Genomic DNA, 24,261 nt, shown 5'->3' with positions numbered 1-24,261 from the left:
GAAAAAGATGAAACTTACGTTTTTTACGTAATCCCTCTCTTTTTTACGGATGAAAATGACCAGTTCCAGAAATCCCCGGCCTGAAGAAGGCCTGCTGCCTGTCTCACGGCGCAGTTTCCTTCAGGCCAGCTCCGCGCTGCTAACCCTGCCTTTTTTCTCCACGTCCGGTCACGCCGCACCATCAGACGCACAACCGCTGGCGGCGGTTACAGGCGACGAGCGTGTGGTACAGACCTGCAGCACCTTTGACTGCGGCGGTAAATGTGACATCCGCGCCCATGTAAAAGACGGAGTTGTCACCCGTATTTCCACCCGCACCGATAACGAACTGGATCCGCAGATGCCGGTGATGCGCGCATGTGTGCGGGGCCGCAGCTACCGCAAATTCGTTTATCATCCGGATCGTCTGAAATATCCGATGAAGCGCACCGGCAAACGCGGCGAAGGCAAGTTTGAGCGCATCTCCTGGGATGAAGCCACCACCCTGATCGCCGAAAAGATGCGGACGATCACCGAAAAATATGGCCCCGCCTCACGCTATGTTCACGTCGGTACTGCTGTTTCTGGCGGGCCTTTTTCCGGCACGGCAATGGTGCAGCGCTTACTGAATCTCACCGGCGGTCATCTGGCCAGCTATCACTCGGTAAGCATGGGTAACACCGCCGCGGCGACGCCTTATACCTACGGCGTGGCGGCCAGCGGTAGTTCGCTGGACACGCTTGTGGATACCAAACTGGTGATCCTCTGGGGCCACAACCCGACGGAAACCATCTTTGGCCACACTAACCACTACTTCCAGCAGATGAAGCAAAACGGCACTCGTTTTATCGTCGTCGATCCGCGCTATTCGGATACGGTGGCGTCGCTGGCAGACCAGTGGATCCCGCTGTTGCCGACCACCGATAACGCCCTGATGGACGCGATGATGTACGTCATCGTCACCGAATCGCTGCATGATGAGGCCTTTATTCGTCGTTATACGCTGGGCTTTGATGAAGCGTCCATGCCGGAAGGCGCGCCGGAAAACGAATCGCTGGTGGCGTACCTGACTGGCGCGAAAGATGGCGTGCGCAAAACCCCGGAATGGGCGGAGCGCATTACTCATGTTCCGGCGCAAACCATTCGCCAGCTGGCGCGCGACTATGCCACCACTAAACCGGCGGCGCTGATCCAGGGCTGGGGACCGCAGCGTCACAACTGCGGGGAACGCACCGCGCGCGGCTCGACGCTGCTGGCGACCATCACCGGCAACGTCGGCGTAAAAGGCGGCTGGGCGGCGGGCTACGGCGGCTGCGCGAACCGCAAATTCACCGTCGGGCCGGAAATGCCGGACAACCCCGTTAAAGCGCAAATCTCGGTGATGAACTGGGTGCAGGCGGCTGAGGACGCGTCAAAAGTCACGCCGCAGGACGGGCTGAAAAATGCGGAAAAACTCGACAGCAATATTCGTCTGCTGTTCTCGCTGGCCGGAAACTACCTCACCAATCAGAACCCGGATCTGCGCCAGGCCGCCAGAATGCTGGAGGATGAATCTAACATTGAGTTCATCGTCGCAAGCGATCTCTATATGACGCCAAGCGCGAAATACGCCGACCTGTTGCTGCCGGAAACCAGCTTTATGGAACGCTGGAATATCGGCGAAACCTGGGGCACCGCCAGCTATCTGATGCTGTCTGAAAAACTCATCGAGCCGGAATTTGAGCGCCGTTCTGACTATGAATGGCTGCGCGAGGTGGCGGCAAAACTGGGCGTTGAACCGGCGTTCAGCCTGGGGCGCGACGAGAAACAGTGGATCGAGAGTATCTGGGAGCGCACGCGTCAGGCGATGCCGGAAGAACAACTGCCGGATTTCGCGACCCTGCAAAAAAACCGTCAGCACCTGTTCAAAAGCGAGCCTTATGTGGCCTTCGCCGATAATATCCGCGATCCGGATAATCACCCGTTCCCGACGCCGTCCGGCAAAATTGAGATCTTCTCACAGCGGCTTTACGACATGCAGCATCCGGAAATCCCGGCGCTCTCCCACTATGTGCCCGCGCATGAAGGGCCGGAAGATCCGCTGGCGGAAAAATACCCGTTACAGCTGATTACCTGGAAAGGGAAAAACCGCGCCAACTCTACCCAGTATGCCAACCCCTGGCTGCAGGAAGTGCAGACGCAAAAACTGTGGATCAACCCGCAGGATGCACAGGCTCGCGGCATCCGCCAGGGAGATGAGGTGCGTATTCATAACGACCGCGGCATCAGCGTGGTACCGGCGGAAGTAACGCCGCGCATTATCCCCGGCGTGGTGGCGATGCAGGCTGGCGCCTGGTGGCAACCCGATGCGCAGGGCATCGATCGCGGCGGCTGCGCCAACGTTCTGAGTTCGGCGCGCATCACGGCGCTGGCGAAAGGGAATTCACATCAAACGATGCTTGTTGAGGTAGTAAAAGCATGAGTCAGTTTACAGACTATCCACCGGTGAGCGACAAGCAGCTGGGATTTTTTATTGATTCCTCACGCTGTTCAGGCTGTAAGGCCTGTCAGGTGGCCTGCAAGGATAAAAACGATCTGGAAGTCGGGCGTCGCTTCCGTCGCGTGTATGAAGTGACCGGCGGCGGCTTTATACCGACCGGGCAGGGCGGGGTGCAGCATAACGTCTTTGCTTACACGCTCTCCATTTCCTGTAATCACTGTGCCGATCCGATCTGCACTAAAAACTGTCCGACCACCGCTATGCATAAACGGCCTGGCGACGGCATCGTGCGGGTGAATACCGATAAGTGCGTGGGCTGCGGCTACTGCGCCTGGTCCTGTCCTTACGGCGCGCCGCAGTTAAATGCACAGACCGGCCAGATGTCAAAATGCGACTTCTGCGTCGATTTGCAGGCTAAAGGCGAACCGCCGGTATGCGTGGCAACCTGCCCGCTGGGCGCAATCAAGTTCGGGCCGATTGACGAACTGCGCGCGGCCTGGGGCAATGTTAACAGCGTGAAAGGGCTGCCGGATGCCGCCATCACGCAGCCGAATCTGGTGATCAAAGCGCATCAGGGCGCAGAAAAAGAGGAGCCGCGCCATGCATGAGTTGCCCTTACTGCTGTTTACGCTGCTGCTTCAGGGATCGGTGGGCATCACGCTCTGGCTGGCATTGCTGACAGCACGTGGCACCCCGCCGCGCAGCGGACTGTTGCTGGCCTTCATCATGGCAAGCCTGGGGCTGCTGGCCTCCACGCTGCATATGGGGTATCCGCTTAATGCCCTGAACGCCCTGCGTCATATCGCCAGCTCCTGGTTAAGCCGGGAAATAGTGTTTGCCTCGCTGTATCTCGGTGCGCTCGGGCTGTGCACGCTGCTTGCGCTGTGGCGTAAACCGGGGGGCGGATGGTTGCTGCCGGTGGCGGCGCTGTTCGGCGTGATCGATGTGTTCTGCATGGCGCAGATTTACATTAATACCGCGGTGATCGCCTGGCAGCACCTGAATACGCTGATCCTGTTTGCCGGTACGACGGGCATTGTCGGCTCGGTATATGCCGCGCTGAGCGCTCCGGATATACGCAGAAGGCGTATTACGCTTGCCGTTATGGTCGTGGCGCTGGTGGTACTGATTCGCCTGCTGGCGCAGCCACTGTGGATGGGCGCGCTCTCTGCCAGCCCGCAGATCGTCACCCTGCCGCATAATCCGCTGGCCGCCTTTGAGAAGCTGCGCACGCTCTCTATCCTGAGCTGGGCAGTGTCGGCGGCGGGCATGATTATTTTTGGTCTGGGAGGTATTCGGAAAGCGAAAAAGCTGCTGCTGGCGGGAAGCGGGCTGCTGTTGCTGGCTGAGATCGGTCTGCGCTTTATTTTCTTCAGTATCGGCTGATGGTGCGCTTCAGGCTCACTCAGAAAGCAGCGGCGCCAGCCATCGGCGACCGCTGCGTGCGCCATGCGCTGCGTTTTGCCCGCTGTCAGGCCTGCGTGTCGGCATGCCCCGTGGAGGCGCTGTCGGTGGTGAACGGAAAAGTCACGCTCGCAGAGGATCGCTGTCTGTCCTGCGGCGACTGCCTGTTTGTCTGTCCGACAGAGGCCATCAGCGGTATTACTCCGCCGATCCGCCATTACCGCGGGGATGCGCTGGTCGCGCCCTTGTCCTTACGGGCGGCCAGCACGGAAGAGCTGCTGATCTGGCACCGGCTTTATCAGCTTCGTGCCGTGGCCTGTAATATTGATGCGCAACCCGGCTGGGCGCTGGCGGTGGCGCGGCTCAACCTGACGTTGCGCCGATATCAGGAGCCGGAATGGCGGATTATTCCGCCAGCGGATGCCGGAATCGATAGCTCGCGCCGTTCATTGCTGCGCGCTCAGGCTATTGAAACCCGCAGCGCCCGTGTACCGTCGGGAAGGCGCGTGTTGCGCCAGCTGTATCCGCAGGTAAGCGGCTGGCTGCCGGACATAGATCGGCAGCGCTGCCAGTTATGTGGGGCCTGCTGGCGGATCTGTCCTGAACAGGCGCTGCGCGCAGAAGGCGGGCGTTTTATCATCGAATCAGCGCGCTGTACCGGCTGTGGAAACTGTCAGGCGGTGTGCCATCATCAGGCGGTGATCCTGAATGCCGGGCCGCGGGAGGATCCCGTCAGGCAACTGCCGCTGGCATCTGCCCGTTGCGCCTCCTGCCAGCAGCCGTTTCTGACGTGGCAGCAGGGCAGTACGCACTGTCCGACCTGCCAGCGGCATCAGCACGGTATGCGGGCGCTTTGTTGCTAATACTCATCTTATTTTAAAAAAATGTTACCTTCGTCCATAGGCAATAGTGCGGTTGCTCTCTATAATTCGCGCCGGGTCATACGCATGTATGCACAACAACAAAACATAACACTGAGGTAATCATGGCTATTGAACGTACTTTTTCCATCATTAAACCTAACGCGGTGGCAAAAAACGTTATTGGAAGCATCTTTGCGCGCTTTGAAACGGCAGGTCTGAAAATTGTCGGTACCAAAATGCTGCATCTGTCCTCTGAAAAAGCCGGCGGTTTCTATGCTGAGCATCAGGGCAAACCTTTCTTTGACGGTCTGGTTGAGTTTATGACCTCCGGCCCGATCGTGGTTACCGTGCTGGAAGGCGAAGACGCAGTACGTCGTCACCGTGAAATCCTTGGCGCAACCAACCCGGCGAACGCGCTGGCAGGTACTCTGCGCGCGGATTACGCTGACAGCCTGACCGAAAACGGTACCCACGGTTCCGATTCCGTTGAATCAGCTGAGCGTGAAATCGCTTACTTCTTCGCTGAAGGCGAAGTGTGCCCGCGTACCCGCTAACTATTTATTTAGTAAATGTCACGCGCGGTCGTGGCATCTGCGCAACATAATTTGTACAATGCAACGCCCCAGGATGAGCACAGGCTTACCGGGGCGTTTCTTTTTAACCCTCCACGGGCCATAACGTGTAATAACGAGGCCGGAATAAAATATGTCTGAACAAACTGTTACGCCTGAAACCGTTATCTCAACGGTACCGAATAAAGACGCCAAAATTAACCTGCTGGATTTAAACCGTCAGCAGATGCGCGAATTTTTCAAAAATATGGGCGAAAAACCCTTCCGCGCCGATCAGGTGATGAAGTGGATGTACCATTATTGCAGCGACAACTTTGACGAGATGACTGACATCAACAAAGTGTTGCGCACCCGCCTGAAAGAAGTGGCGGAGATCCGCGCCCCGGAAGTGGTGGAAGAACAACGCTCCGCTGACGGTACCATCAAATGGGCGATTGCCGTAGGCGATCAGCGCGTGGAAACCGTTTATATCCCGGAAGACGATCGCGCGACGCTGTGCGTGTCGTCCCAGGTCGGCTGTGCGCTGGAGTGTAAATTCTGCTCCACGGCGCAGCAGGGCTTTAATCGCAACCTGAAGGTTTCTGAAATCATCGGCCAGGTCTGGCGCGCGGCGAAAATCGTCGGCGCGGCGAAAGTGACCGGTACGCGTCCGATCACTAACGTGGTGATGATGGGCATGGGCGAACCGCTGCTTAACCTGAACAACGTGGTGCCGGCGATGGAAATCATGCTCGATGACTTCGGCTTTGGCCTGTCCAAACGTCGCGTGACGCTCTCCACTTCTGGCGTTGTGCCAGCGCTGGATAAGCTGGGCGATATGATTGACGTGGCGCTGGCGATCTCCCTGCACGCCCCGACGGATGAAATCCGTGACGAGATCGTGCCGATCAACAAAAAGTACAACATCGAAACCTTCCTTGCTGCCGTGCGCCGCTACCTTGAGAAGTCCAACGCCAATCAGGGCCGCGTGACCATTGAGTATGTGATGCTGGATCATGTGAATGATGGCACCGAACATGCGCATCAGTTAGCGGAATTGCTGAAAGATACGCCATGCAAGATCAACCTGATCCCATGGAACCCGTTCCCCGGCGCGCCTTATGGCCGCAGCTCGAACAGCCGTATCGATCGCTTCTCAAAAGTGCTGATGGAATACGGATTTACCACAATCGTGCGTAAAACCCGCGGCGACGATATTGACGCAGCCTGTGGTCAGCTGGCAGGCGACGTGATCGACCGTACCAAGCGTACGTTGCGTAAACGTATGCAGGGCGAAAGCATTGCGGTGAAAACCGTCTGACAACGATGCATTAGCGGTACACTCTCTGTACCGCTAAGCATAAGTATGTGGAATATACCGCCCAAATATACTCGTATAGTCAATAATTACGGTGCGTTTCAGCCGTGTTTAGGGCAGTATGTAATGATGGAACAACAGTTTAGCCTGTTACAGGAAAGCTTAACTGTTAACGCCTGGCAGACCGTCTTATACTGTCTTGCTCAGGTTAATTGACCAGAAGTTTCGCGGCGCGGGCGGGCATTCTGACCCGCCAGCGCCTCAATTTACATTTCACGTACCAGCAGTTGTAGCGAATGAATACTGAAGCCACTCACGATCAAAATGAAACACAATCCACTGGCGTTCGTCTGCGCAGCGCCCGTGAACAACTCGGACTCAGCCAGCAAGCGGTCGCTGAACGCCTGTGCCTCAAGGTTTCCACCGTTCGCGATATTGAAGACGACAAAGCGCCTGCTGATTTAGCCTCGACGTTTTTACGTGGATATATCCGCTCCTATGCCCGTCTGGTGCACATCCCGGAAGAAGAACTGCTGCCGATGATGGAGAAGCAGGCACCGGTACGCGCGGCGAAAGTTGCGCCGATGCAGACCTTTTCGCTGGGTAAACGTCGCAAAAAACGCGACGGCTGGTTAACGAGCATCACCTGGCTGGTGCTTTTTGTCGTCCTCGGCCTGACCGGTGCCTGGTGGTGGCAGAATCACAAAGCCCAGCAGGAAGAAATCACCACTATGGCCGATCAGTCCACTGCGGAACTGAACGCCAGCAACCCGGACGCCCAGGCGATCCCGCTGAATAATGAAGCTGCTACGCCGTCTGCGGAATCCGAAACTACGGGCACCGCACCGGCAGACGCCGCGCCGCAGACTGCGGAAACGCCAGCGCCGACAGCCCCGACCACCACCGCGCAGAATGCGGTAGTGTCGCCTTCCCAGGCGAACGTCGATCAGGCGGCGACCCAGCCGCAGACCCCTGCGGCAACGGCGCTGCCGACCGATCAGGCGGCCGTTAACGCGACCGCGCCTGCCGACGCCAACGCGCTGGCGATGACCTTCACCGCCGATTGCTGGCTGGAAGTGAGCGATGCGACCGGTAAAAAACTCTTCAGCGGTATTCAGCGTAGCGGTGCTACTCTGAATCTTGCAGGCCAGACGCCTTATAAGCTCAAAATTGGCGCGCCGGCAGCGGTACAAATTCAGTTCCAGGGTAAACCTGTCGATCTGAGCCGATTTATCAGAACTAATCAGGTTGCGCGACTGACCCTCGATGCCGGACAATCAGCAGCACAGTAACAGTCGGGCAACGCGGGAGATTATTCATGCATAACCAGGCCCCTATTCAACGTAGAAAATCAAAGCGGATTTACGTTGGTAATGTGCCCATTGGCGATGGTGCGCCTATCGCCGTACAGTCGATGACCAACACCCGCACGACGGATGTGGAAGCGACCGTAAAGCAAATTCAGGCGCTGGAGCGGGTAGGCGCGGATATCGTTCGCGTCTCCGTGCCGACCATGGACGCGGCAGAAGCTTTCAAACTCATCAAGCAACAGGTCAATGTGCCGCTCGTGGCGGACATCCATTTCGACTACCGTATCGCGCTGAAAGTGGCGGAGTATGGCGTCGATTGTCTGCGTATTAATCCGGGTAATATCGGCAGCGAAGAACGTATCCGTGCGGTCGTCGATTGCGCGCGCGACAAAAATATTCCTATCCGTATCGGCGTCAATGCCGGTTCGCTCGAAAAAGATTTGCAGGAAAAATACGGTGAGCCGACGCCGCAGGCGCTGCTGGAATCCGCCATGCGTCATGTGGAACACCTCAATCGCCTGAACTTTGATCAGTTCAAAGTCAGTGTGAAAGCCTCCGACGTTTTCCTCGCCGTAGAATCCTATCGCCTGCTGGCCAAAGAAATCGAACAGCCTTTGCATCTTGGCATCACCGAAGCCGGTGGCGCGCGTGCGGGCGCGGTAAAATCAGCGATTGGCCTCGGGCTGCTGCTCTCTGAAGGTATCGGCGATACGCTGCGTATTTCGCTGGCGGCGGATCCGGTGGAAGAGATCAAAGTGGGCTTTGATATTCTGAAATCCCTGCGCATCCGTTCCCGCGGCATTAACTTTATCGCCTGTCCGACCTGTTCCCGTCAGGAATTCGACGTGATCGGCACGGTGAATGCGCTGGAGCAGCGTCTGGAAGATATTCTCACGCCTATGGATGTCTCCATTATCGGCTGCGTGGTGAATGGTCCTGGCGAAGCGCTGGTGTCCACCCTTGGCGTCACCGGCGGTAATAAGAAAAGCGGTCTCTACGAAGACGGCGTGCGCCGGGATCGTCTCGACAACCACGATATGATCGCTCAGCTGGAAGCGCGCATTCGCGCTAAAGCCTCCATGATGGATGAAGCGCGCCGGATAGATGTCCGGGAGCTTGAAAAATAACGCGGCTGGGAAGCGGCTTGCTTCCCGTGTATGATTGAACCCGCAGCGCGCCCGCAAGGTTCGGGTAAGCGCTGAGGGTTCATTTTTATATCTATAAAGAGAATAAACGTGGCAAAGAATATTCAAGCCATTCGCGGCATGAACGACTACCTGCCTGGCGAAACTGCCCTCTGGCAGCGCATTGAAGGCACCTTAAAAAGCGTGCTCGGCAGCTACGGTTACAGTGAAATCCGCTTGCCGATTGTAGAGCAGACCCCGTTATTCAAGCGCGCGATCGGTGAAGTCACCGACGTGGTTGAAAAAGAGATGTACACCTTCGATGACCGCAACGGCGACAGCCTGACGCTGCGTCCGGAAGGAACGGCGGGCTGCGTGCGTGCCGGCATCGAACATGGTCTTCTGTACAATCAGGAACAGCGCCTGTGGTACGTGGGGCCGATGTTCCGTTACGAGCGTCCGCAGAAAGGGCGCTATCGTCAGTTCCATCAGCTGGGCTGCGAAGTCTTTGGTCTGCAGGGGCCGGACATCGACGCCGAGCTGATTATGCTCACCGCCCGCTGGTGGCGCGCGCTGGGTATTGCCGATCAGGTTCGCCTTGAGCTGAACTCCATCGGCTCACTGGAAGCGCGCGCGAATTACCGCGATGCGCTGGTGACCTTCCTGGAACAGCATCAGGATAAGCTCGACGAAGACTGCAAACGCCGTATGTACAGTAATCCGCTGCGCGTGCTGGATTCCAAAAATCCTGACGTGCAGGCGCTGCTGAACGACGCCCCGGCGCTGGGCGATTATCTCGACGAGGATTCCCGCGAGCACTTCGCCGGTTTGTGCGCGCTGCTGGATAAGGCGGGTATCGCCTATACCGTTAACCAGCGTCTCGTACGCGGTCTGGATTACTACAACCGCACCGTATTTGAGTGGGTGACCAACAGCCTGGGCGCGCAGGGCACCGTGTGCGCTGGCGGCCGTTACGATGGTCTGGTTGAACAGCTGGGCGGTCGTGCTACCCCGGCAGTCGGTTTCGCCATGGGCCTTGAGCGACTTGTTTTGCTGGTTCAGGCCGTTAATCCGGAATTTAAAGCCGATCCTGTTGTCGATATATACCTGGTTGCATCCGGTACCGATACGCAGTCTGCTGCTATGCAGTTTGCTGAAAAGTTACGTGATGCGATGCCAGGCGTTAAGCTGATGACCAACCACGGCGGCGGCAACTTCAAGAAGCAGTTTGCCCGCGCTGACAAGTGGGGCGCTCGCGTCGCGCTGGTACTGGGTGAATCGGAAGTCGCTGACGGCAACGTGGTGGTGAAGGATCTGCGCTCTGGTGAGCAAATTACGGTGACGCAGGATGGCGTTGCGGCGCATCTGCGCACACTACTGGGCTAATCTTCCCCGGTGAATTATCGTTAAGGAGAGGGACTGCGTGGAAATCTACGAGAACGAAAACGAACAGGTTGATGCGTTAAAACGCTTCTTTGCCGAAAACGGCAAAGCGCTGGCCGTTGGGGTTATTTTGGGTATTGGCGCGCTGGTAGGCTGGCGCTACTGGGCGGGCCATCAGGACGAGTCAGTCAGAGCGGTTTCGCTCAACTATGAAAACGCCGTGTCTGCGCTCAGCGCGGATAAACCGGAAACCTTATCCGCAGCAGAAAAATTTGCCGCTGACAACAAAAACACCTACGGCGCATTCGCGTCGCTGGAACTGGCTCAACAGTATGTTGATAAAAACGACCTCAACAAAGCGGTTGCCCAGTTACAGCAGGGTCTTGCCGCGGCCAGCGATGAAAATCTGAAGGCCGTGATCAATGTACGTCTGGCCCGTGTCCAGGTACAGCTGAAGCAGCCCGATGCCGCGCTGAAAACTCTTGAGTCGATCAAAGGCGAAGGCTGGACGGCGATTGTTGCTGATTTACGCGGTGAAGCATTGCTGAGTAAAGGCGATAAACAAGGTGCTCGCACCGCATGGGAGAGTGGCGCTCAAAGCAACGCTTCACCGGCGCTGAGCGAAATGATGCAGATGAAAATCAATAATTTGTCCATCTAAGAGGGACCCGATGCAATTGCGTAAATTACTTCTGCCAGGGCTGCTTTCTGTCACCTTGTTGAGTGGCTGTTCTCTGTTTAGCGGCGAAGAAGATGTCGTCAAAATGTCCCCGCTGCCGGTGGTTGAAAACCAGTTCACGCCGTCCACCGCGTGGAGCACCTCTGTCGGTGACGGCATTGGCGATTTCTACTCGAATCTGCACCCGGCGTATGCCGATAACGTTGTTTATGCCGCCGATCGTCATGGCACGGTGAAAGCGGTGAATGCTGCCGACGGCAAAGAGATCTGGTCGGTGTCGCTGGCGCAAAAAAGCGGCTTCTTCTCTACCAGCCCGGCGCTGCTGTCCGGCGGCGTGACTGTGGCTGGCGGCCATGTCTATATCGGTAGCGAAAAAGCGCAGGTTTATGCGCTGAACGCCGCGGATGGCTCTACGGCCTGGCAGACGAAAGTCGCGGGCGAAGCGCTCTCCCGTCCTGTCGTCAGCGATGGCGTGGTGCTGATCCACACCAGCAACGGCCAGTTGCAGGCGCTGAACGAAGCGGACGGCGCGGTGAAATGGACCGTTAACCTCGATATGCCTGCGCTCTCCCTGCGCGGCGAATCCGCCCCGGCGACAGCCTATGGCGCCGCTATTGTCGGCGGTGATAACGGCCGCGTCAGCGCGGTGATCATGGATAAAGGCCAGATTATCTGGCAGCAGCGTATTTCCCAGGCCACGGGTGCGACCGAAATCGATCGTCTGAGCGATGTGGATACCACACCGATTGTCATCAATGGCGTGGTGTACGCGCTGGCTTATAATGGCAACCTGACGGCGCTGGATCTGCGCAGCGGTCAGATCATGTGGAAACGCGAGCTTGGCTCGGTGAATGATTTCATCATCGACGGCGATCGTATCTACCTGGTGGATCAGAATGACCGTGTGCTGGCGCTGACCACCGAGGGTGGCGTCACACTCTGGACGCAAAGCGATCTGCTGCACCGTAACCTGACCACGCCGGCGTTGTATAATGGTTCTTTAGTGGTCGGTGACAGCGAAGGTTACCTGCACTGGATCAATACCGCAGATGGTCGTTTTGTCGCGCAGCAGAAGGTGGACAGCTCCGGCTTCCTGACCGAACCTGTGGTTGCTGAAGGTAAACTGCTGATTCAGGCGAAAGACGGCACGCTGTACGCGATTACGCGTTAATCACAGCGGCTGTCGGCTTGAGAAAAACGGCTCCTGTTGCAGGGGCCGTTTTCCTGTTTTTACGTTTTAGCGTTTTAATTTTTGTATTTGCACAGCGCTGCCCTCCGGCGACGCTGTAAATGATTTTTTGAAAGAGGCTTTAAACATGGTACCTGTGGTCGCGCTTGTCGGGCGCCCTAACGTTGGAAAATCCACGCTTTTTAACCGTTTAACACGCACCCGAGATGCGCTGGTGGCGGATTTCCCGGGGCTGACTCGTGACCGTAAGTACGGTCGTGCTGAAGTGGAAGGCCGCGAGTTTATCTGTATTGATACCGGCGGTATCGACGGGACAGAAGACGGCGTGGAAACCCGTATGGCCGAGCAGTCGCTGCTGGCTATCGAAGAAGCGGACGTTGTGCTGTTTATGGTGGATGCGCGCGCGGGCCTGATGCCTGCTGACGAAGCCATCGCCCAGCACCTGCGTTCCCGCCAGAAACCGACGTTTCTGGTGGCTAACAAAACCGATGGTCTGGATCCGGATCAGGCGGTAGCGGACTTCTACTCCCTGGGTCTCGGTGAGATCCACGCGATTGCCGCGTCTCACGGTCGTGGCGTCACCAGCCTGCTGGAGCATGTGCTGGTGCCGTGGATGGAAGAAGTCGATCCGCGTGAAGTGGAAGAAGTCGACGAAGAAGCCGCCTACTGGGCGCAGTTTGAAGCCGAGCAGAATGGCACCGAGCCGGTTGAAGAGCCGGAAGACGACTTTAACCCGCTGGATCTGCCGATCAAGCTGGCCATTGTCGGGCGTCCGAACGTCGGTAAGTCCACACTAACCAACCGTATTCTCGGTGAAGATCGCGTGGTGGTGTATGACATGCCGGGCACCACCCGTGACAGCATCTATATTCCGATGCAGCGTGATGAGCGTGAATTCATTCTCATCGATACCGCTGGCGTGCGTAAGCGCGGCAAAATCACCGATACCGTGGAAAAATTCTCGGTTATTAAAACGTTGCAGGCAATTGAAGACGCCAACGTCGTGCTGCTGGTGATCGATGCCCGCGAAGGCATTTCCGACCAGGACCTGTCGCTGCTGGGCTTTATCCTTAACAGCGGTCGCTCGCTGGTGATCGTTGTCAACAAATGGGACGGTCTGAGCCAGGAAGTTCGCGAGCAGGTGAAAGAGACCCTGGATTACCGCCTGGGCTTTATCGACTTTGCCCGCGTGCACTTCATCTCCGCCCTGCACGGCAGCGGCGTCGGCAACCTGTTTGAATCCGTCCGCGAAGCCTATGACAGCTCGACGCGTCGCCAGAGCACGGCGATGCTGACCCGCATCATGAACATGGCCGCAGAAGATCATCAGCCACCGCTGGTGCGTGGTCGCCGCGTGAAGCTGAAATATGCACACGCCGGGGGTTATAACCCGCCGATTGTGGTGATCCACGGTACTCAGGTGAAAGACCTGCCGGATTCCTACAAGCGTTATCTGATGAACTACTTCCGCAAATCACTTGACGTGATGGGGACGCCGATCCGCATCCAGTTCAAGGAAGGGGAGAACCCGTTCGCCAACAAGCGCAACACCCTGACCCCGAACCAGATGCGTAAACGCAAGCGTCTGATCAAGCACATCAAGAAAGGGAAATAATCCCTTTACGCCTCGCCCCGGCACGCCGCCGGGGTGAAGGCATACCAGGAGGCTTTATGGAACTGCAATGCCCGACCTGTCACCATCCGCTGGAACTTTCCGGCACGCAGGCGCACTGCGCGCACTGCGCGCACTGTCATCAGGATCTCGCCCTTGAAGCGCGTTGCCCGGACTGTCATCAGCCCTTAGAGGTGCTGAAAGCCTGTGGCGCGGTGGATTATTTCTGCCAGCACGGCCATGGACTGATCTCGAAAAAGCGCGTCGAATTTACCCTCGCAACGCCTTAATCACACACGCAATCTTTTCCGCGTCGCCACAGCTCTTCCAGCTCTGACGGGGCATCACTTTCCGCGATTAGCAAGACGATGTCCGCATGATGCGTGCTGTTTTGCTGCGTCCAGCTGATCTGAATGCGGTAATAGCGCTGATCGCCGCGTCCCGGTGACTCCGCCTTTCCCGGATCCTGTCCCAGCGGCAACGAGCGGCGCAGAATATTGCACACACGATCCCGTTGTTGTTCATCCAGTTCAGAAAGGGCGATACGGCGGGGCGCGGCAAGGCGCGGCATATACGCCACGCCGCCTTCTCGCGCCAGGTCAATAACGGCATCTTCCGTCAGCGCGGGCAGGGTTTTCATCACAGCACTCCTGTCTCTTTCCACGCCTGCTCAATGGCGTCGGCGACAGCGCTGCCAGAGCGTTTGCCGCCGTGCTCCACCGTCAGACGGGCAAAGGTGGCGAAATCGGCATTCTGCGCCAGCGAACGGTCGCACACCGTGTCATACCAGGCATAGCCCGCTTTTTCCCAGGCGTAACCGCCCAGCGCCAGCGCCGCGAGATAAAAGGCGCGGTTAGGAATGCCGGAGTTCAGGTGCACACCGCCGTTGTCCTCACGGGTTTTAATGTAGTCATCCATATGGGCTGGCTGCGGATCCTTGCCGAGCAGCGGATCGTCATAAGCGGTGCCGGGCGCAGACATTGAGCGCAGGCCGCGTCCGTTGATGCCTTCCGCCAGCAGACCTTCGCCAATCAGCCAGTCGGCCTGATCGGCGGTCTGCCCGAGGTGATACTGCTTCACCAGCGAACCAAACACATCCGACAGCGACTCGTTCAGCGCGCCCGCCTGCTCAAAGTAGATCAGGCCCGCTTCGGTTTCCGTGACGCCGTGGCTCAGCTCATGGCCGACGATATCAATCGCAATAGTAAAGCGGTTAAAAATCTCGCCGTCGCCATCGCCAAACACCATCTGCTGACCGTTCCAGAAGGCGTTCTGGTAATCCTGACCGTAATGCACCGTGCCGCTTAAGATCATGCCCTTATTATCGAGAGAGTCGCGCTGATACGCGTTCCAGAAAAACTGATGGGTAACGCCGAGATAATCCCAGGCTTCGTCGGCGGCGACATCGCCGTTCGACGGCTGGCCTTCCTTACGCACCAGCTTGCCGGGCAGCGCCTGGGTGTTTTGCGCGTCATAGATTTCGCGTTCGGTATCGCCGCTGGCGGCGCTCGGATGGGCAGCGGTTTTGCCATAGTGCTCCGCCATCAGCGTCTGCACATGCATCAATGTCTGACGGGCATACTGCTGCTGCGGCGGCGCGCCGTGGTCAATAATGTGGCGCAGGATATACGGCGGAATAACGGAATGCAGGCGAGAATAATTCATGCTGGTCTCCTTACTGGGCGAAAGCCGAAAAATAAGAAACACCAGCAGTATAGTTCCGGGCGGGAAGAGTTTCCCTTATCAGGCCTCAGGTTTACGCTTGCGGGTTTTCTTCACCGGCGTTACTTCTGTGACCTGGCTTGCCACCCAGCCATCTTCCAGACGGGTGGTCAGCGTATCGCCCGCTTTCACCTGCTTGGTTTTTTTCAGCACGCTGCCGTCAGCGGCGCTGGTCACGCTGTACCCGCGCGCCAGGGTGGCGAGAGGACTGACGGCTTCCAGATGGGTGATGGCGCCGCCAAAACGTTCGCGGGTACTGCTCAGGCGATCGCGCATGCTTTGTGCCAGACGGTACTCCAGCTGCTGTACGCGGGACTGGGCGCGATGGATGCGCGGTTGAGGGTTGTGCTGGTTCAGTCGCTGGGTGATGCGTTGCTGGCGCTGGGTAGTGCGCTTAAGCTGATTCTCCAGGGCGGTGGCCATACGCTGACGCAGGCGCTCCAGCACCGTTTGCTGACGCGCCAGCCGCAGCTGCGGATGCTGCTGTTGCAGACGATGATAAAGCTGTGTGAAACGACGATTGCGCGTCGCCAGATAATAATCCATCGCCATTTCCAGCCGCTGCTGGCCGATCTGCAACTGGCGCAACAATTCCTGCTGATTACGGCTGACCATTTCGGCGGCGGCGGAAGGCGTGGGGGCGCGCAGATCGGCGACGAAATCGGCGATGGTCACGTCCGTTTCATGCCCCACGGCGCTGACCACCGGAATGGCGCTGGCAAAGATCGCCCGCGCGACCCGCTCGTCGTTAAAACTCCACAGATCTTCCAGCGAGCCGCCGCCGCGTCCGATGATTAACACGTCGCACTCCTGACGGCGGTTAGCCTGTTCAATGGCGCGGACAATCTGCCCCGGCGCATCCTCGCCCTGAACCGCCGTCGGGTAGATGACCACCGGCAGAGAGGGATCGCGGCGCTTAAGCACATGCAGAATATCGTGCAGGGCGGCACCGGTTTTCGAGGTGACGACGCCCACGCAATGCGCAGGGGAGGGGAGCGGCTGCTTGAACTGGCTGTCGAACAGCCCTTCCGCCTGTAACCGCGCTTTTAACTGCTCGTATTTTTGTTGCAGCAGGCCTTCACCCGCCGGCTGCATGCTTTCAACGATGATCTGGTAATCGCCGCGCGGCTCATAGAGGGTAACGCTGGCGCGCACCAGCACCTGCTGACCATGCTGCGGGCGAAAGGTGACGCGGCGGTTACTGTTGCGGAACATGGCGCAGCGCACCTGGGCGGTGTCGTCTTTGAGGGTGAAATACCAGTGCCCTGATGCGGGCTGCGTGAAGTTGGAAATCTCACCGCTGATCCATACCTGGCCCAGCTCTTTTTCAAGCAGCATGCGCACCGTCTGATTCAGGCGGCTGACGGTATAAATTGCAGGGGATTGAGTCATTGACATGTGAGCTGGATCAAATTCTAAATCAGCAGGTTATTCAGTCGATAGTAACCCGATGAGAGGCGAACGCAACTATTTTTCTGAAAAAAGTGTGGATGCAACCGATTACGCTCTGTATAATGCCACGGCAATATTTAACCACCCGGTCAGAGATATTGCCCATGCTACGTATCGCTAAAGAAGCCCTGACGTTTGACGACGTCCTCCTTGTTCCCGCTCATTCCACCGTTCTGCCGAATACCGCCGATCTCAGCACCCAGCTGACGAAATCCATTCGCCTGAATATTCCTATGCTCTCCGCAGCCATGGACACCGTGACGGAAGCGCGTCTGGCGATTGCTCTGGCACAGGAAGGCGGCATCGGCTTTATCCACAAAAACATGTCCATTGAGCGTCAGGCTGAAGAAGTCCGCCGCGTCAAAAAACATGAATCCGGTGTTGTTACCGATCCACAGACCGTACTGCCAACCACCACGCTGCGCGAAGTGAAAGAACTGACCGAACGTAACGGTTTCGCAGGCTACCCGGTTGTCACCGCTGACAACGAGCTGGTCGGTATTATTACCGGTCGTGACGTGCGTTTTGTTACCGATTTAAGCCAGCCGGTCAGCGTCTATATGACGCCGAAAGAGCGCCTGGTTACCGTGCGTGAAGGCGAAGCGCGCGACGCCGTGTTTGCCAAAATGCACGAAAAACGCGTGGAAAAAGCGCTGGTGGTTGACGCGAATTTCCATCTGCTCGGCATGATCACCGTTAAAGACTTCCAGAAAGCCGAACGTAAACCGCAGGCCTGTAAAGACGAGCATGGCCGTCTGCGCGTTGGCGCGGCCGTAGGCGCAGGCGCGGGCAACGAAGAGCGCGTGGACGCGCTGGTCGCCGCCGGTGTTGACGTCCTGCTGATCGACTCCTCTCACGGTCACTCTGAAGGTGTGCTGCAACGCATTCGTGAAACCCGTGCCAAATACCCGGATCTGCAAATCATCGGCGGTAACGTCGCCACCGGCGCAGGCGCACGTGCGCTGGCCGAGGCTGGCGTGAGCGCGGTAAAAGTGGGTATCGGTCCTGGCTCCATCTGTACCACCCGTATCGTGACCGGCGTGGGCGTACCGCAGATCACCGCCGTGTCTGACGCGGTGGAAGCGCTGGAAGGCACCGGTATTCCGGTTATCGCTGACGGCGGCATCCGTTTCTCCGGCGACATCGCCAAAGCCATCGCCGCTGGCGCAAGCGCGGTAATGGTCGGCTCTATGCTGGCAGGTACCGAAGAATCGCCGGGCGAAATCGAACTGTTCCAGGGACGTTCCTACAAATCCTATCGCGGCATGGGTTCGCTGGGCGCGATGTCCAAAGGTTCTTCTGACCGTTACTTCCAGACCGATAACGCCGCTGACAAACTGGTGCCGGAAGGTATCGAAGGCCGCGTGGCCTATAAAGGCTATCTGAAAGAGATCATTCACCAGCAGATGGGCGGCCTGCGCTCCTGTATGGGGCTGACCGGCTGTGCTACCATCGACGAGCTGCGTACCAAAGCCGAATTCGTACGCATCAGCGGTGCAGGCATTCAGGAAAGTCACGTTCACGATGTGACCATTACCAAAGAGTCGCCGAACTACCGTATGGGCTCCTGATCGTTTCCACGCCCGGCTTAATGCCGGGCGATTTTGTTTTACTTGCCTCGGAATTAGCGTCAATGACGGAAAATATTCATAAGCATCGCATTCTTATCCTCGATTTTGGTTCGCAATACACACAGCTGGTGGCCCGTCGCGTGCGCGAACTGGGCGTTTACTGCGAACTCTGGGCATGGGATGTCACGGAAGCACAGATCCGTGAGTTCAACCCAAGCGGTATCATCCTCTCCGGCGGCCCGGAAAGCACCACCGAGCATAACAGCCCGCGCGCGCCGCAGTATGTGTTTGACGCAGGCGTTCCGGTACTGGGCGTGTGCTACGGCATGCAGACCATGGCGATGCAGCTCGGCGGTCATGTAGAAGGCTCGAACGAGCGTGAATTCGGCTATGCGCAGGTTGAAGTTAAAACCAGCAGCGCGCTGGTACGCGGTATCGAAGACTCCCTGAGCGCTGACGGCAATCCGCTGCTCGACGTGTGGATGAGCCACGGCGATAAAGTTACCGCGATCCCGGATGACTTTGTGACCGTCGCCAGCACCGAAAGCTGCCCGTTTGCCATTATGGCGAACGAAGAAAAACGCTTCTATGGCGTACAGTTCCACCCGGAAGTGACCCACACTCGTCAGGGTCAGCGTCTGCTGGAGCGCTTTGTACTCGACATCTGTGAGTGTGAAGCCCTGTGGACCCCGGCAAAAATTATCGAAGACGCCGTGGTGCGCCTGCGTGAGCAGGTCGGTAACGACAAAGTGATCCTCGGCCTGTCCGGCGGCGTGGATTCCTCGGTGACCGCCATGCTGCTGCACCGCGCCATTGGCGACCGTCTGACCTGTGTATTCGTGGATAACGGCCTGCTGCGTCTGAACGAAGCCCAGCAGGTGATGGATATGTTCGGCGATCACTTTGGTCTCAACATTGTGCACGTGGAAGGCGAAGCGCGCTTCCTGGATGCGCTGGCGGGCGAGAACGATCCGGAAGCGAAACGTAAAATTATCGGCCGTGTCTTCGTGGAAGTGTTTGACGAAGAAGCGCTGAAGCTGGAAGACGTGAAGTGGCTGGCGCAGGGGACTATTTATCCTGACGTTATCGAGTCTGCGGCCTCCGCAACCGGTAAAGCGCACGTGATTAAATCGCACCACAACGTGGGCGGCCTGCCGAAAGAGATGAAGATGGGCCTGGTTGAACCGCTGCGCGAGCTGTTCAAAGACGAAGTACGTAAAATCGGTCTGGAGCTGGGCCTGCCGTACGACATGCTGTACCGTCACCCGTTCCCGGGTCCGGGACTTGGCGTGCGTGTGCTGGGCGAAGTGAAGAAAGAGTACTGCGATCTGCTGCGCCGTGCTGACGCGATCTTCATTGAAGAGCTGCGTAAAGCCGATCTGTATAACAAAGTGAGCCAGGCCTTTACCGTATTCCTGCCGGTTCGCTCTGTTGGCGTGATGGGCGATGGCCGTAAGTACGACTGGGTTGTCTCCCTGCGCGCGGTGGAAACCATCGACTTTATGACCGCGCACTGGGCGCACCTGCCGTATGATTTCCTCGGCCGTGTCTCCAACCGCATCATCAATGAAGTCAATGGCATTTCCCGCGTGGTGTATGACATCAGCGGCAAACCGCCAGCGACGATTGAATGGGAATAAGATTAACCTGACCCCAACAGGTATTCCCGATAAAAAGCCCGCATTATTGCGGGTTTTTTTATGCCTGATATTTTATGCTCAGACATAATCCATCCTGTATTTTCCCCGCCGGTTATTCAATTATGTTATTTCACACCCGCATTAAGATAATGCTCAAACGTGAGCCGCTTCGCAAAAAATAACGGCGAAAAGCTTTTGTATCTATGATCACAGAAATAAAAAAACATAATTAATTAGTTCAAAAACGTAATGGATTCTCCTTAGTCACATGTGTCAGAAAGTGTTTCACCTACACAAAAGAGTCCGGAGAACTGATTAAAATGAGTGGAAACACAAAGCACAACCGGCATGATGAATATCATATATTAACCCGCGGCGAGCGTATTGGTTATGGCATGGGCGACTTTGCTCAAAACCTGGTGTTCGGTACGGTAGGCGGTTTTCTGGCGCTTCACATGCTGACGGTGAATACTATCAGTACGGCGACTGCCGGGTTTATATTCTTGTTTGTCCGTATCATCAATGTCTTTTGGGACCCGATGGTGGGAACCTGGGTGGACAAAAGAAGTTCGCCTGCCGGAAAATATCGCCCGTGGCTTTTAAGAGCAGGCGTTCCACTCGTCATTCTCTCCGCTTTGCTTTTTGCACCTATTCCCGGCATCAGGGGATCGGTTGCTTTTGCCTTTATTATTTATCTGGCGCTGGATTTACTTTATTCCGTGGTGAACATTCCTTATGGTTCACTTAATGCGTCACTGACAAGAGATCCGGAATCTATTGATAAACTGACCAGCACGCGAATGATGCTGGCGAATAGCGCTAATCTGCTGGTCTATACGCTCTTTCCAATGTTTGTGCAGATGGCCGCGCCCAAAGATCGCACTCTTAAGGATACCGGCTTTTTTGGGCTTGAACTGAATATGGGCAACTATACCGACCCCTCCGCTAACTACGCCTGGTTTGGGGTGTATTCAGTTTATATGCTGTTAGGGGCGGTAGCGCTTTTCGTCTGTTATAAATTCACCAAAGAACGTGTTGTGGCGACAGCAGAACAAACGGCCAGTGTAAAAACCACAGACCTGTTCCTTGAACTGAAAAATAACCGGCCGCTGGTTATTCTCGGACTGTTTTTCATGCTGGCGTTTACGTTCATGTTTTTCATGAACACCGTTAATGGCTTTTTCAATCAGTACGTAGTGGGGCATTCAGAATGGATGGGAGCGATTGGCCTGGTCGCCTCAATCCCCGGCATTTTATTCCCTGTTTTCTGGCCAAAACTGAAGAAAATTTTTGGTAAAAAAGGCTTCTTCCATTTTTTCCTCGGCATGTTTATCGCAGGTGAATTGCTGACTTACGTCTGGTCACGGGAAGGTATGCATGATGCGCTCTGGCTTGCCTACATAGCTACCTTCATTAAACAGTGGGGCTTAACCTCGGCGACCGGTTTCATGTGGGCGCTGGTGCCTGAAGTTATCGCCTATGGCGAGTTAAAATCAGGTAAGCGCAACGCCGCTATCATCAATGCCATCATGGGGCTGTTTTTCAAAATTGGTTTTACCATCGGCGGCGCTATTCCCCTTTGGTTACTGGCGGCCTATGGCTTTAATGAAACCGGAGCGCAGCAAAGCGCCCACGCGCTGGACGGTATCGTCATTACCGCGGTCTGGATCCCAATCCTGTTAGCTGCGATTTCAATGATTGTCATGCAAATCTATCCAATCTCAGACAAACATGTCACTGATATCAATCGTCAGCTTGATGAGATTCGTGTGTAGTCAGAAAAATTAACAATAAATAAAATTTAAGAAAGGTGTAATGATATGTCGCTTATTCAAAATCCTGTATTGCCTGGCTTTAACGCCGACCCGAGTATTATTCGTGTTGACGACACTTACTATATCGCAAATTCAACCTTTGAATGGTTCCCGGGCGTTCGCTTACATCAGTCAAAAGACCTGCAAAACTGGGAGCTTCTGCCTGCGCCGTTGTCAACCACCACGCTTCTGGAGATGAAAGGCAACCCTTCGTCTGGTGGTATCTGGGCACCCGCGCTCTCTTACGCCGATGGCCAATTCTGGTTAGTTTATACGGATGTGAAAGTCACGGAGGGCGCTTTTAAAGACATGACCAATTATCTGACCACTGCAACGGATATTCGTGGTCCATGGACAGAACCTGTTAAGCTTAATGGCGTCGGTTTTGATGCCTCACTTTTCCATGATGACGATGGTCGTAAATATTTGGTTCAACAAACCTGGGACCACCGGGAATATCACCATCCTTTTAATGGCATCACGTTAACCGAGCTTGATACACAGACGCTGAAATTAAAGCTTGAAACCGCACGAACGATTTATCGGGGCACCGCGGTGGCGCTTGTTGAAGGACCACACCTCTATAAACTGAACGGATATTATTATCTCTTTGCCGCGCAGGGAGGGACGGTGTTTACTCACCAGGAAGTGGTGGCACGTTCCAGAACCTTAGAAGCCGACAGTTTTGAAACCGCGCCGGGAGACGTATTCTTGACGAATGTCGATACGCCAGACAGTTATATTCAGAAGCAGGGGCATGGCTCTTTAGTCTCAACGCCCAAAGGTGAATGGTATTATGCCTCGCTCTGCGCCCGCCCGTGGAATCGTCCTGGCGAGTCGGTTTATGATCCCCGTGGCTGGTCAACTCTCGGCAGAGAAACCTCTATCCAGAAAGTGTACTGGGATCAGGATGGCTGGCCCCGCATTGAAGGGGGGCATGGCGGCAAAACTTTTGTCGAAAGGCCAGCTGATGCTATCCACACCGAAAGCGCAAAAGATCATAGCCAGTATGATGACTTCCGATCGCCGACACTGGATCTTAACTGGAATACGCTCCGGGTACCGTTCACCGAAAAAATGGGCACAACGGGCGAGGGTAAATTGACGTTAAGGGGGCAGGGCTCGCTGGCGAATACCCATGACCTGTCGCTGATTGCCCGCCGCTGGCAGGCCTTCTATTTTGATGCACAGGTCAAAGTCAAATTTGATCCCGTTAATTATCAGCAAATGGCCGGGTTAACGAACTATTATAACGATCGCCACTGGAGCTTTATTTTTATCACCTGGAATGAAATTAACGGTGCTGTCATTGAAATTGCTGAGAATAACCGTGGGAAATATACTTCATATCTGAAAGACGACGCCATTAAGATCCCTGAACACACTCATTACGTCTGGTTTCGCACGAAAGTCCGCAAGGAAACCTACACCTATGAATACAGCTTTGATGGGATCACTTTCACTGAAATTCCCGTTACATTAGATTCCGCTATTCTCTCGGACGACTATGTGCTGCAAAGTTATGGCGGCTTCTTTACCGGGGCATTCGTTGGTCTTGCGGTGGTGGACTACTCGGGTTACGACGCCTGCGCAGAGTTTTATGATTTCGCCTATCAGGAGCTTGGGGATTCGTTAACGGCAGATAATACTTATAGTTGGCAGGCTTCTGAGTCACGGTTCAATTAAAAGCTAAAGCGTCAATTAAGATCACATTTCAAGCCCGCGCAGACGCGGGCTTTTTATGCGTTACAGGCAGCAGGATATGCCCGTTCCGGTCACAAACGCGTGACCTTCTGAATTTGACCATGGTCGTTATGCGTAACCACAATGCGCTGCGCTTTCTGCAATTCCATGAACGTATCAGCGTCCACATCCAGGCTTGCCATCAGGTTCGGCAACTGAATGCGCTGGGCGTTTTTGCGCCTCTCATACCGAAAACGCAGACGATTGTAGGTCGCCCAGATAATAAGACCTATGGCATTCAGACAGGAGAAATAAAAGTAAACCTTCAGTCGATGGATCACTTCTTCTCCTAATATTTCAGGATTGAAGAATTTTATCAGGCTTAACGCTAATAAACTGATAAACAGCAACCAGACAATACAGGTCAGGAACAGGTCAAGGCCATAACGTAATGGTCGCGTTTCTGTGCAAATGATGTGATTTTCCAT

Annotated in this window: 21 protein-coding genes; 17 read left to right on the top strand and 4 right to left on the bottom strand. The window is 55.8% G+C overall.

Annotated features, from left to right (window positions below; translation table 11 throughout):
* The first annotated feature begins 55 nt into the window (after nt 1-55).
* From QRD42_RS19050 to QRD42_RS18990, 13 genes are all read left to right on the top strand, one after another.
* Complete coding sequence (locus QRD42_RS19050) at nt 56-2,440, top strand: DMSO/selenate family reductase complex A subunit (RefSeq protein ID WP_321987863.1); 2,385 nt, start codon at nt 56-58, stop codon at nt 2,438-2,440.
* Nucleotides 2,437-3,066 carry a DMSO/selenate family reductase complex B subunit gene (locus QRD42_RS19045; RefSeq protein WP_318362720.1) on the top strand — a complete coding sequence of 210 codons (630 nt, stop codon included), beginning with the start codon at nt 2,437-2,439 and terminating at the stop codon, nt 3,064-3,066. Before QRD42_RS19050 ends, QRD42_RS19045 begins: the two co-directional genes overlap by 4 nt.
* On the top strand, nt 3,059-3,844 hold the full coding sequence (locus QRD42_RS19040; RefSeq protein ID WP_321987862.1) for a dimethyl sulfoxide reductase anchor subunit family protein: 786 nt from the start codon (nt 3,059-3,061) through the stop codon (nt 3,842-3,844). The genes QRD42_RS19045 and QRD42_RS19040 overlap by 8 nt, the downstream gene beginning before the upstream one ends.
* On the top strand, nt 3,844-4,725 hold the full coding sequence (locus QRD42_RS19035; RefSeq protein WP_318362722.1) for a 4Fe-4S binding protein: 882 nt from the start codon (nt 3,844-3,846) through the stop codon (nt 4,723-4,725). The genes QRD42_RS19040 and QRD42_RS19035 overlap by 1 nt, the downstream gene beginning before the upstream one ends.
* A 122-nt stretch (nt 4,726-4,847) precedes the next feature.
* The gene (ndk, locus tag QRD42_RS19030) at nt 4,848-5,279 is read left to right on the top strand and encodes a nucleoside-diphosphate kinase (RefSeq protein WP_072569332.1); all 432 of its coding nucleotides are present in this window, start codon (nt 4,848-4,850) and stop codon (nt 5,277-5,279) included.
* A 151-nt stretch (nt 5,280-5,430) separates the two neighbouring features.
* Nucleotides 5,431-6,597, top strand: a complete 1,167-nt coding sequence (locus QRD42_RS19025; protein WP_072569331.1) for a bifunctional tRNA (adenosine(37)-C2)-methyltransferase TrmG/ribosomal RNA large subunit methyltransferase RlmN — start codon at nt 5,431-5,433, stop codon at nt 6,595-6,597.
* A 293-nt stretch (nt 6,598-6,890) separates the two neighbouring features.
* Nucleotides 6,891-7,886, top strand: a complete 996-nt coding sequence (gene rodZ, locus QRD42_RS19020) for a cytoskeleton protein RodZ (protein ID WP_321987861.1) — start codon at nt 6,891-6,893, stop codon at nt 7,884-7,886.
* A 26-nt stretch (nt 7,887-7,912) separates the two neighbouring features.
* Nucleotides 7,913-9,031: a flavodoxin-dependent (E)-4-hydroxy-3-methylbut-2-enyl-diphosphate synthase gene (gene ispG, locus QRD42_RS19015; protein ID WP_318362725.1), complete on the top strand. Its 1,119-nt coding sequence runs from the start codon at nt 7,913-7,915 to the stop codon at nt 9,029-9,031.
* A 108-nt stretch (nt 9,032-9,139) separates the two neighbouring features.
* Complete coding sequence (gene hisS / locus QRD42_RS19010; RefSeq protein WP_321987860.1) at nt 9,140-10,414, top strand: histidine--tRNA ligase; 1,275 nt, start codon at nt 9,140-9,142, stop codon at nt 10,412-10,414.
* A gap of 37 nt (nt 10,415-10,451) precedes the next feature.
* The gene (locus QRD42_RS19005) at nt 10,452-11,072 is read left to right on the top strand and encodes a YfgM family protein (protein ID WP_072569327.1); all 621 of its coding nucleotides are present in this window, start codon (nt 10,452-10,454) and stop codon (nt 11,070-11,072) included.
* A gap of 10 nt (nt 11,073-11,082) precedes the next feature.
* Nucleotides 11,083-12,261: an outer membrane protein assembly factor BamB gene (gene bamB / locus QRD42_RS19000; protein WP_072569326.1), complete on the top strand. Its 1,179-nt coding sequence runs from the start codon at nt 11,083-11,085 to the stop codon at nt 12,259-12,261.
* A gap of 145 nt (nt 12,262-12,406) precedes the next feature.
* Entirely contained in the window at nt 12,407-13,894 is a 1,488-nt protein-coding gene (gene der, locus QRD42_RS18995; protein WP_072569325.1) for a ribosome biogenesis GTPase Der, read from the top strand.
* Nucleotides 13,895-13,950: 56 nt separating this feature from the next.
* Nucleotides 13,951-14,181 carry a zinc ribbon domain-containing protein gene (locus QRD42_RS18990; RefSeq protein WP_321987859.1) on the top strand — a complete coding sequence of 77 codons (231 nt, stop codon included), beginning with the start codon at nt 13,951-13,953 and terminating at the stop codon, nt 14,179-14,181.
* Here the strand turns inward: QRD42_RS18990 and QRD42_RS18985 are convergent.
* From QRD42_RS18985 to xseA, 3 genes are all read right to left on the bottom strand, one after another.
* On the bottom strand, nt 14,178-14,531 hold the full coding sequence (locus tag QRD42_RS18985) for a protealysin inhibitor emfourin (RefSeq protein ID WP_072569323.1): 354 nt from the start codon (nt 14,529-14,531) through the stop codon (nt 14,178-14,180). The two genes, QRD42_RS18990 and QRD42_RS18985, sit on opposite strands and share 4 nt — an antisense overlap.
* On the bottom strand, nt 14,531-15,556 hold the full coding sequence (locus QRD42_RS18980; RefSeq protein WP_072569322.1) for a M4 family metallopeptidase: 1,026 nt from the start codon (nt 15,554-15,556) through the stop codon (nt 14,531-14,533). The genes QRD42_RS18985 and QRD42_RS18980 overlap by 1 nt, the downstream gene beginning before the upstream one ends.
* Nucleotides 15,557-15,634: 78 nt before the next feature.
* On the bottom strand, nt 15,635-17,011 hold the full coding sequence (gene xseA, locus QRD42_RS18975) for an exodeoxyribonuclease VII large subunit (protein WP_072569321.1): 1,377 nt from the start codon (nt 17,009-17,011) through the stop codon (nt 15,635-15,637).
* A 158-nt stretch (nt 17,012-17,169) separates the two neighbouring features.
* On the opposite strand from xseA, the gene guaB reads away from it, so the two are divergent.
* The 4 genes from guaB to QRD42_RS18955 all read left to right on the top strand — a co-directional run bounded on the left by guaB (nt 17,170) and on the right by QRD42_RS18955 (nt 23,776).
* Entirely contained in the window at nt 17,170-18,636 is a 1,467-nt protein-coding gene (guaB, locus tag QRD42_RS18970; RefSeq protein ID WP_158684905.1) for an IMP dehydrogenase, read from the top strand.
* Between the two features lie 62 nt (nt 18,637-18,698).
* Nucleotides 18,699-20,276, top strand: a complete 1,578-nt coding sequence (guaA, locus tag QRD42_RS18965; protein ID WP_072569506.1) for a glutamine-hydrolyzing GMP synthase — start codon at nt 18,699-18,701, stop codon at nt 20,274-20,276.
* 320 nt (nt 20,277-20,596) lie between these two features.
* Nucleotides 20,597-22,051, top strand: a complete 1,455-nt coding sequence (locus QRD42_RS18960; protein ID WP_321987858.1) for an MFS transporter — start codon at nt 20,597-20,599, stop codon at nt 22,049-22,051.
* Nucleotides 22,052-22,096: 45 nt separating this feature from the next.
* On the top strand, nt 22,097-23,776 hold the full coding sequence (locus tag QRD42_RS18955) for a glycoside hydrolase family 43 protein (protein WP_321987857.1): 1,680 nt from the start codon (nt 22,097-22,099) through the stop codon (nt 23,774-23,776).
* Nucleotides 23,777-23,865: 89 nt separating this feature from the next.
* On the opposite strand, the gene pgaD is transcribed toward QRD42_RS18955, so the two are convergent.
* Nucleotides 23,866-24,261 (bottom strand): poly-beta-1,6-N-acetyl-D-glucosamine biosynthesis protein PgaD, encoded by a 396-nt coding sequence (pgaD, locus tag QRD42_RS18950; protein ID WP_318362734.1) that lies wholly within the window; start codon nt 24,259-24,261, stop codon nt 23,866-23,868.

The organism is Enterobacter sp. PGRG2 (assembly GCF_030291195.1).
GTDB lineage: Bacteria > Pseudomonadota > Gammaproteobacteria > Enterobacterales > Enterobacteriaceae > Enterobacter_D.
This window is presented reverse-complemented; position numbering and strand designations above follow the sequence as displayed.

Bases quoted from the DNA above. Each gene is read 5' to 3' on its own strand.
- bamB (WP_072569326.1), top strand. From the start codon at position 11,083: ATGCAATTGCGTAAATTACTTCTGCCAGGGCTGCTTTCTGTCACCTTG.
- QRD42_RS18960 (WP_321987858.1), top strand. From the start codon at position 20,597: ATGAGTGGAAACACAAAGCACAACCGGCATGATGAATATCATATATTA.
- guaB (WP_158684905.1), top strand. From the start codon at position 17,170: ATGCTACGTATCGCTAAAGAAGCCCTGACGTTTGACGACGTCCTCCTT.
- guaA (WP_072569506.1), top strand. From the start codon at position 18,699: ATGACGGAAAATATTCATAAGCATCGCATTCTTATCCTCGATTTTGGT.
- QRD42_RS18990 (WP_321987859.1), top strand. From the start codon at position 13,951: ATGGAACTGCAATGCCCGACCTGTCACCATCCGCTGGAACTTTCCGGC.
- der (WP_072569325.1), top strand. From the start codon at position 12,407: ATGGTACCTGTGGTCGCGCTTGTCGGGCGCCCTAACGTTGGAAAATCC.
- QRD42_RS18955 (WP_321987857.1), top strand. From the start codon at position 22,097: ATGTCGCTTATTCAAAATCCTGTATTGCCTGGCTTTAACGCCGACCCG.
- QRD42_RS19040 (WP_321987862.1), top strand. From the start codon at position 3,059: ATGCATGAGTTGCCCTTACTGCTGTTTACGCTGCTGCTTCAGGGATCG.
- QRD42_RS19045 (WP_318362720.1), top strand. From the start codon at position 2,437: ATGAGTCAGTTTACAGACTATCCACCGGTGAGCGACAAGCAGCTGGGA.
- pgaD (WP_318362734.1), bottom strand. From the start codon at position 24,261: ATGGAAAATCACATCATTTGCACAGAAACGCGACCATTACGTTATGGC.
- ndk (WP_072569332.1), top strand. From the start codon at position 4,848: ATGGCTATTGAACGTACTTTTTCCATCATTAAACCTAACGCGGTGGCA.
- QRD42_RS18980 (WP_072569322.1), bottom strand. From the start codon at position 15,556: ATGAATTATTCTCGCCTGCATTCCGTTATTCCGCCGTATATCCTGCGC.
- rodZ (WP_321987861.1), top strand. From the start codon at position 6,891: ATGAATACTGAAGCCACTCACGATCAAAATGAAACACAATCCACTGGC.
- QRD42_RS19025 (WP_072569331.1), top strand. From the start codon at position 5,431: ATGTCTGAACAAACTGTTACGCCTGAAACCGTTATCTCAACGGTACCG.
- QRD42_RS19050 (WP_321987863.1), top strand. From the start codon at position 56: ATGACCAGTTCCAGAAATCCCCGGCCTGAAGAAGGCCTGCTGCCTGTC.
- xseA (WP_072569321.1), bottom strand. From the start codon at position 17,011: ATGTCAATGACTCAATCCCCTGCAATTTATACCGTCAGCCGCCTGAAT.
- QRD42_RS18985 (WP_072569323.1), bottom strand. From the start codon at position 14,531: ATGAAAACCCTGCCCGCGCTGACGGAAGATGCCGTTATTGACCTGGCG.
- ispG (WP_318362725.1), top strand. From the start codon at position 7,913: ATGCATAACCAGGCCCCTATTCAACGTAGAAAATCAAAGCGGATTTAC.
- QRD42_RS19035 (WP_318362722.1), top strand. From the start codon at position 3,844: ATGGTGCGCTTCAGGCTCACTCAGAAAGCAGCGGCGCCAGCCATCGGC.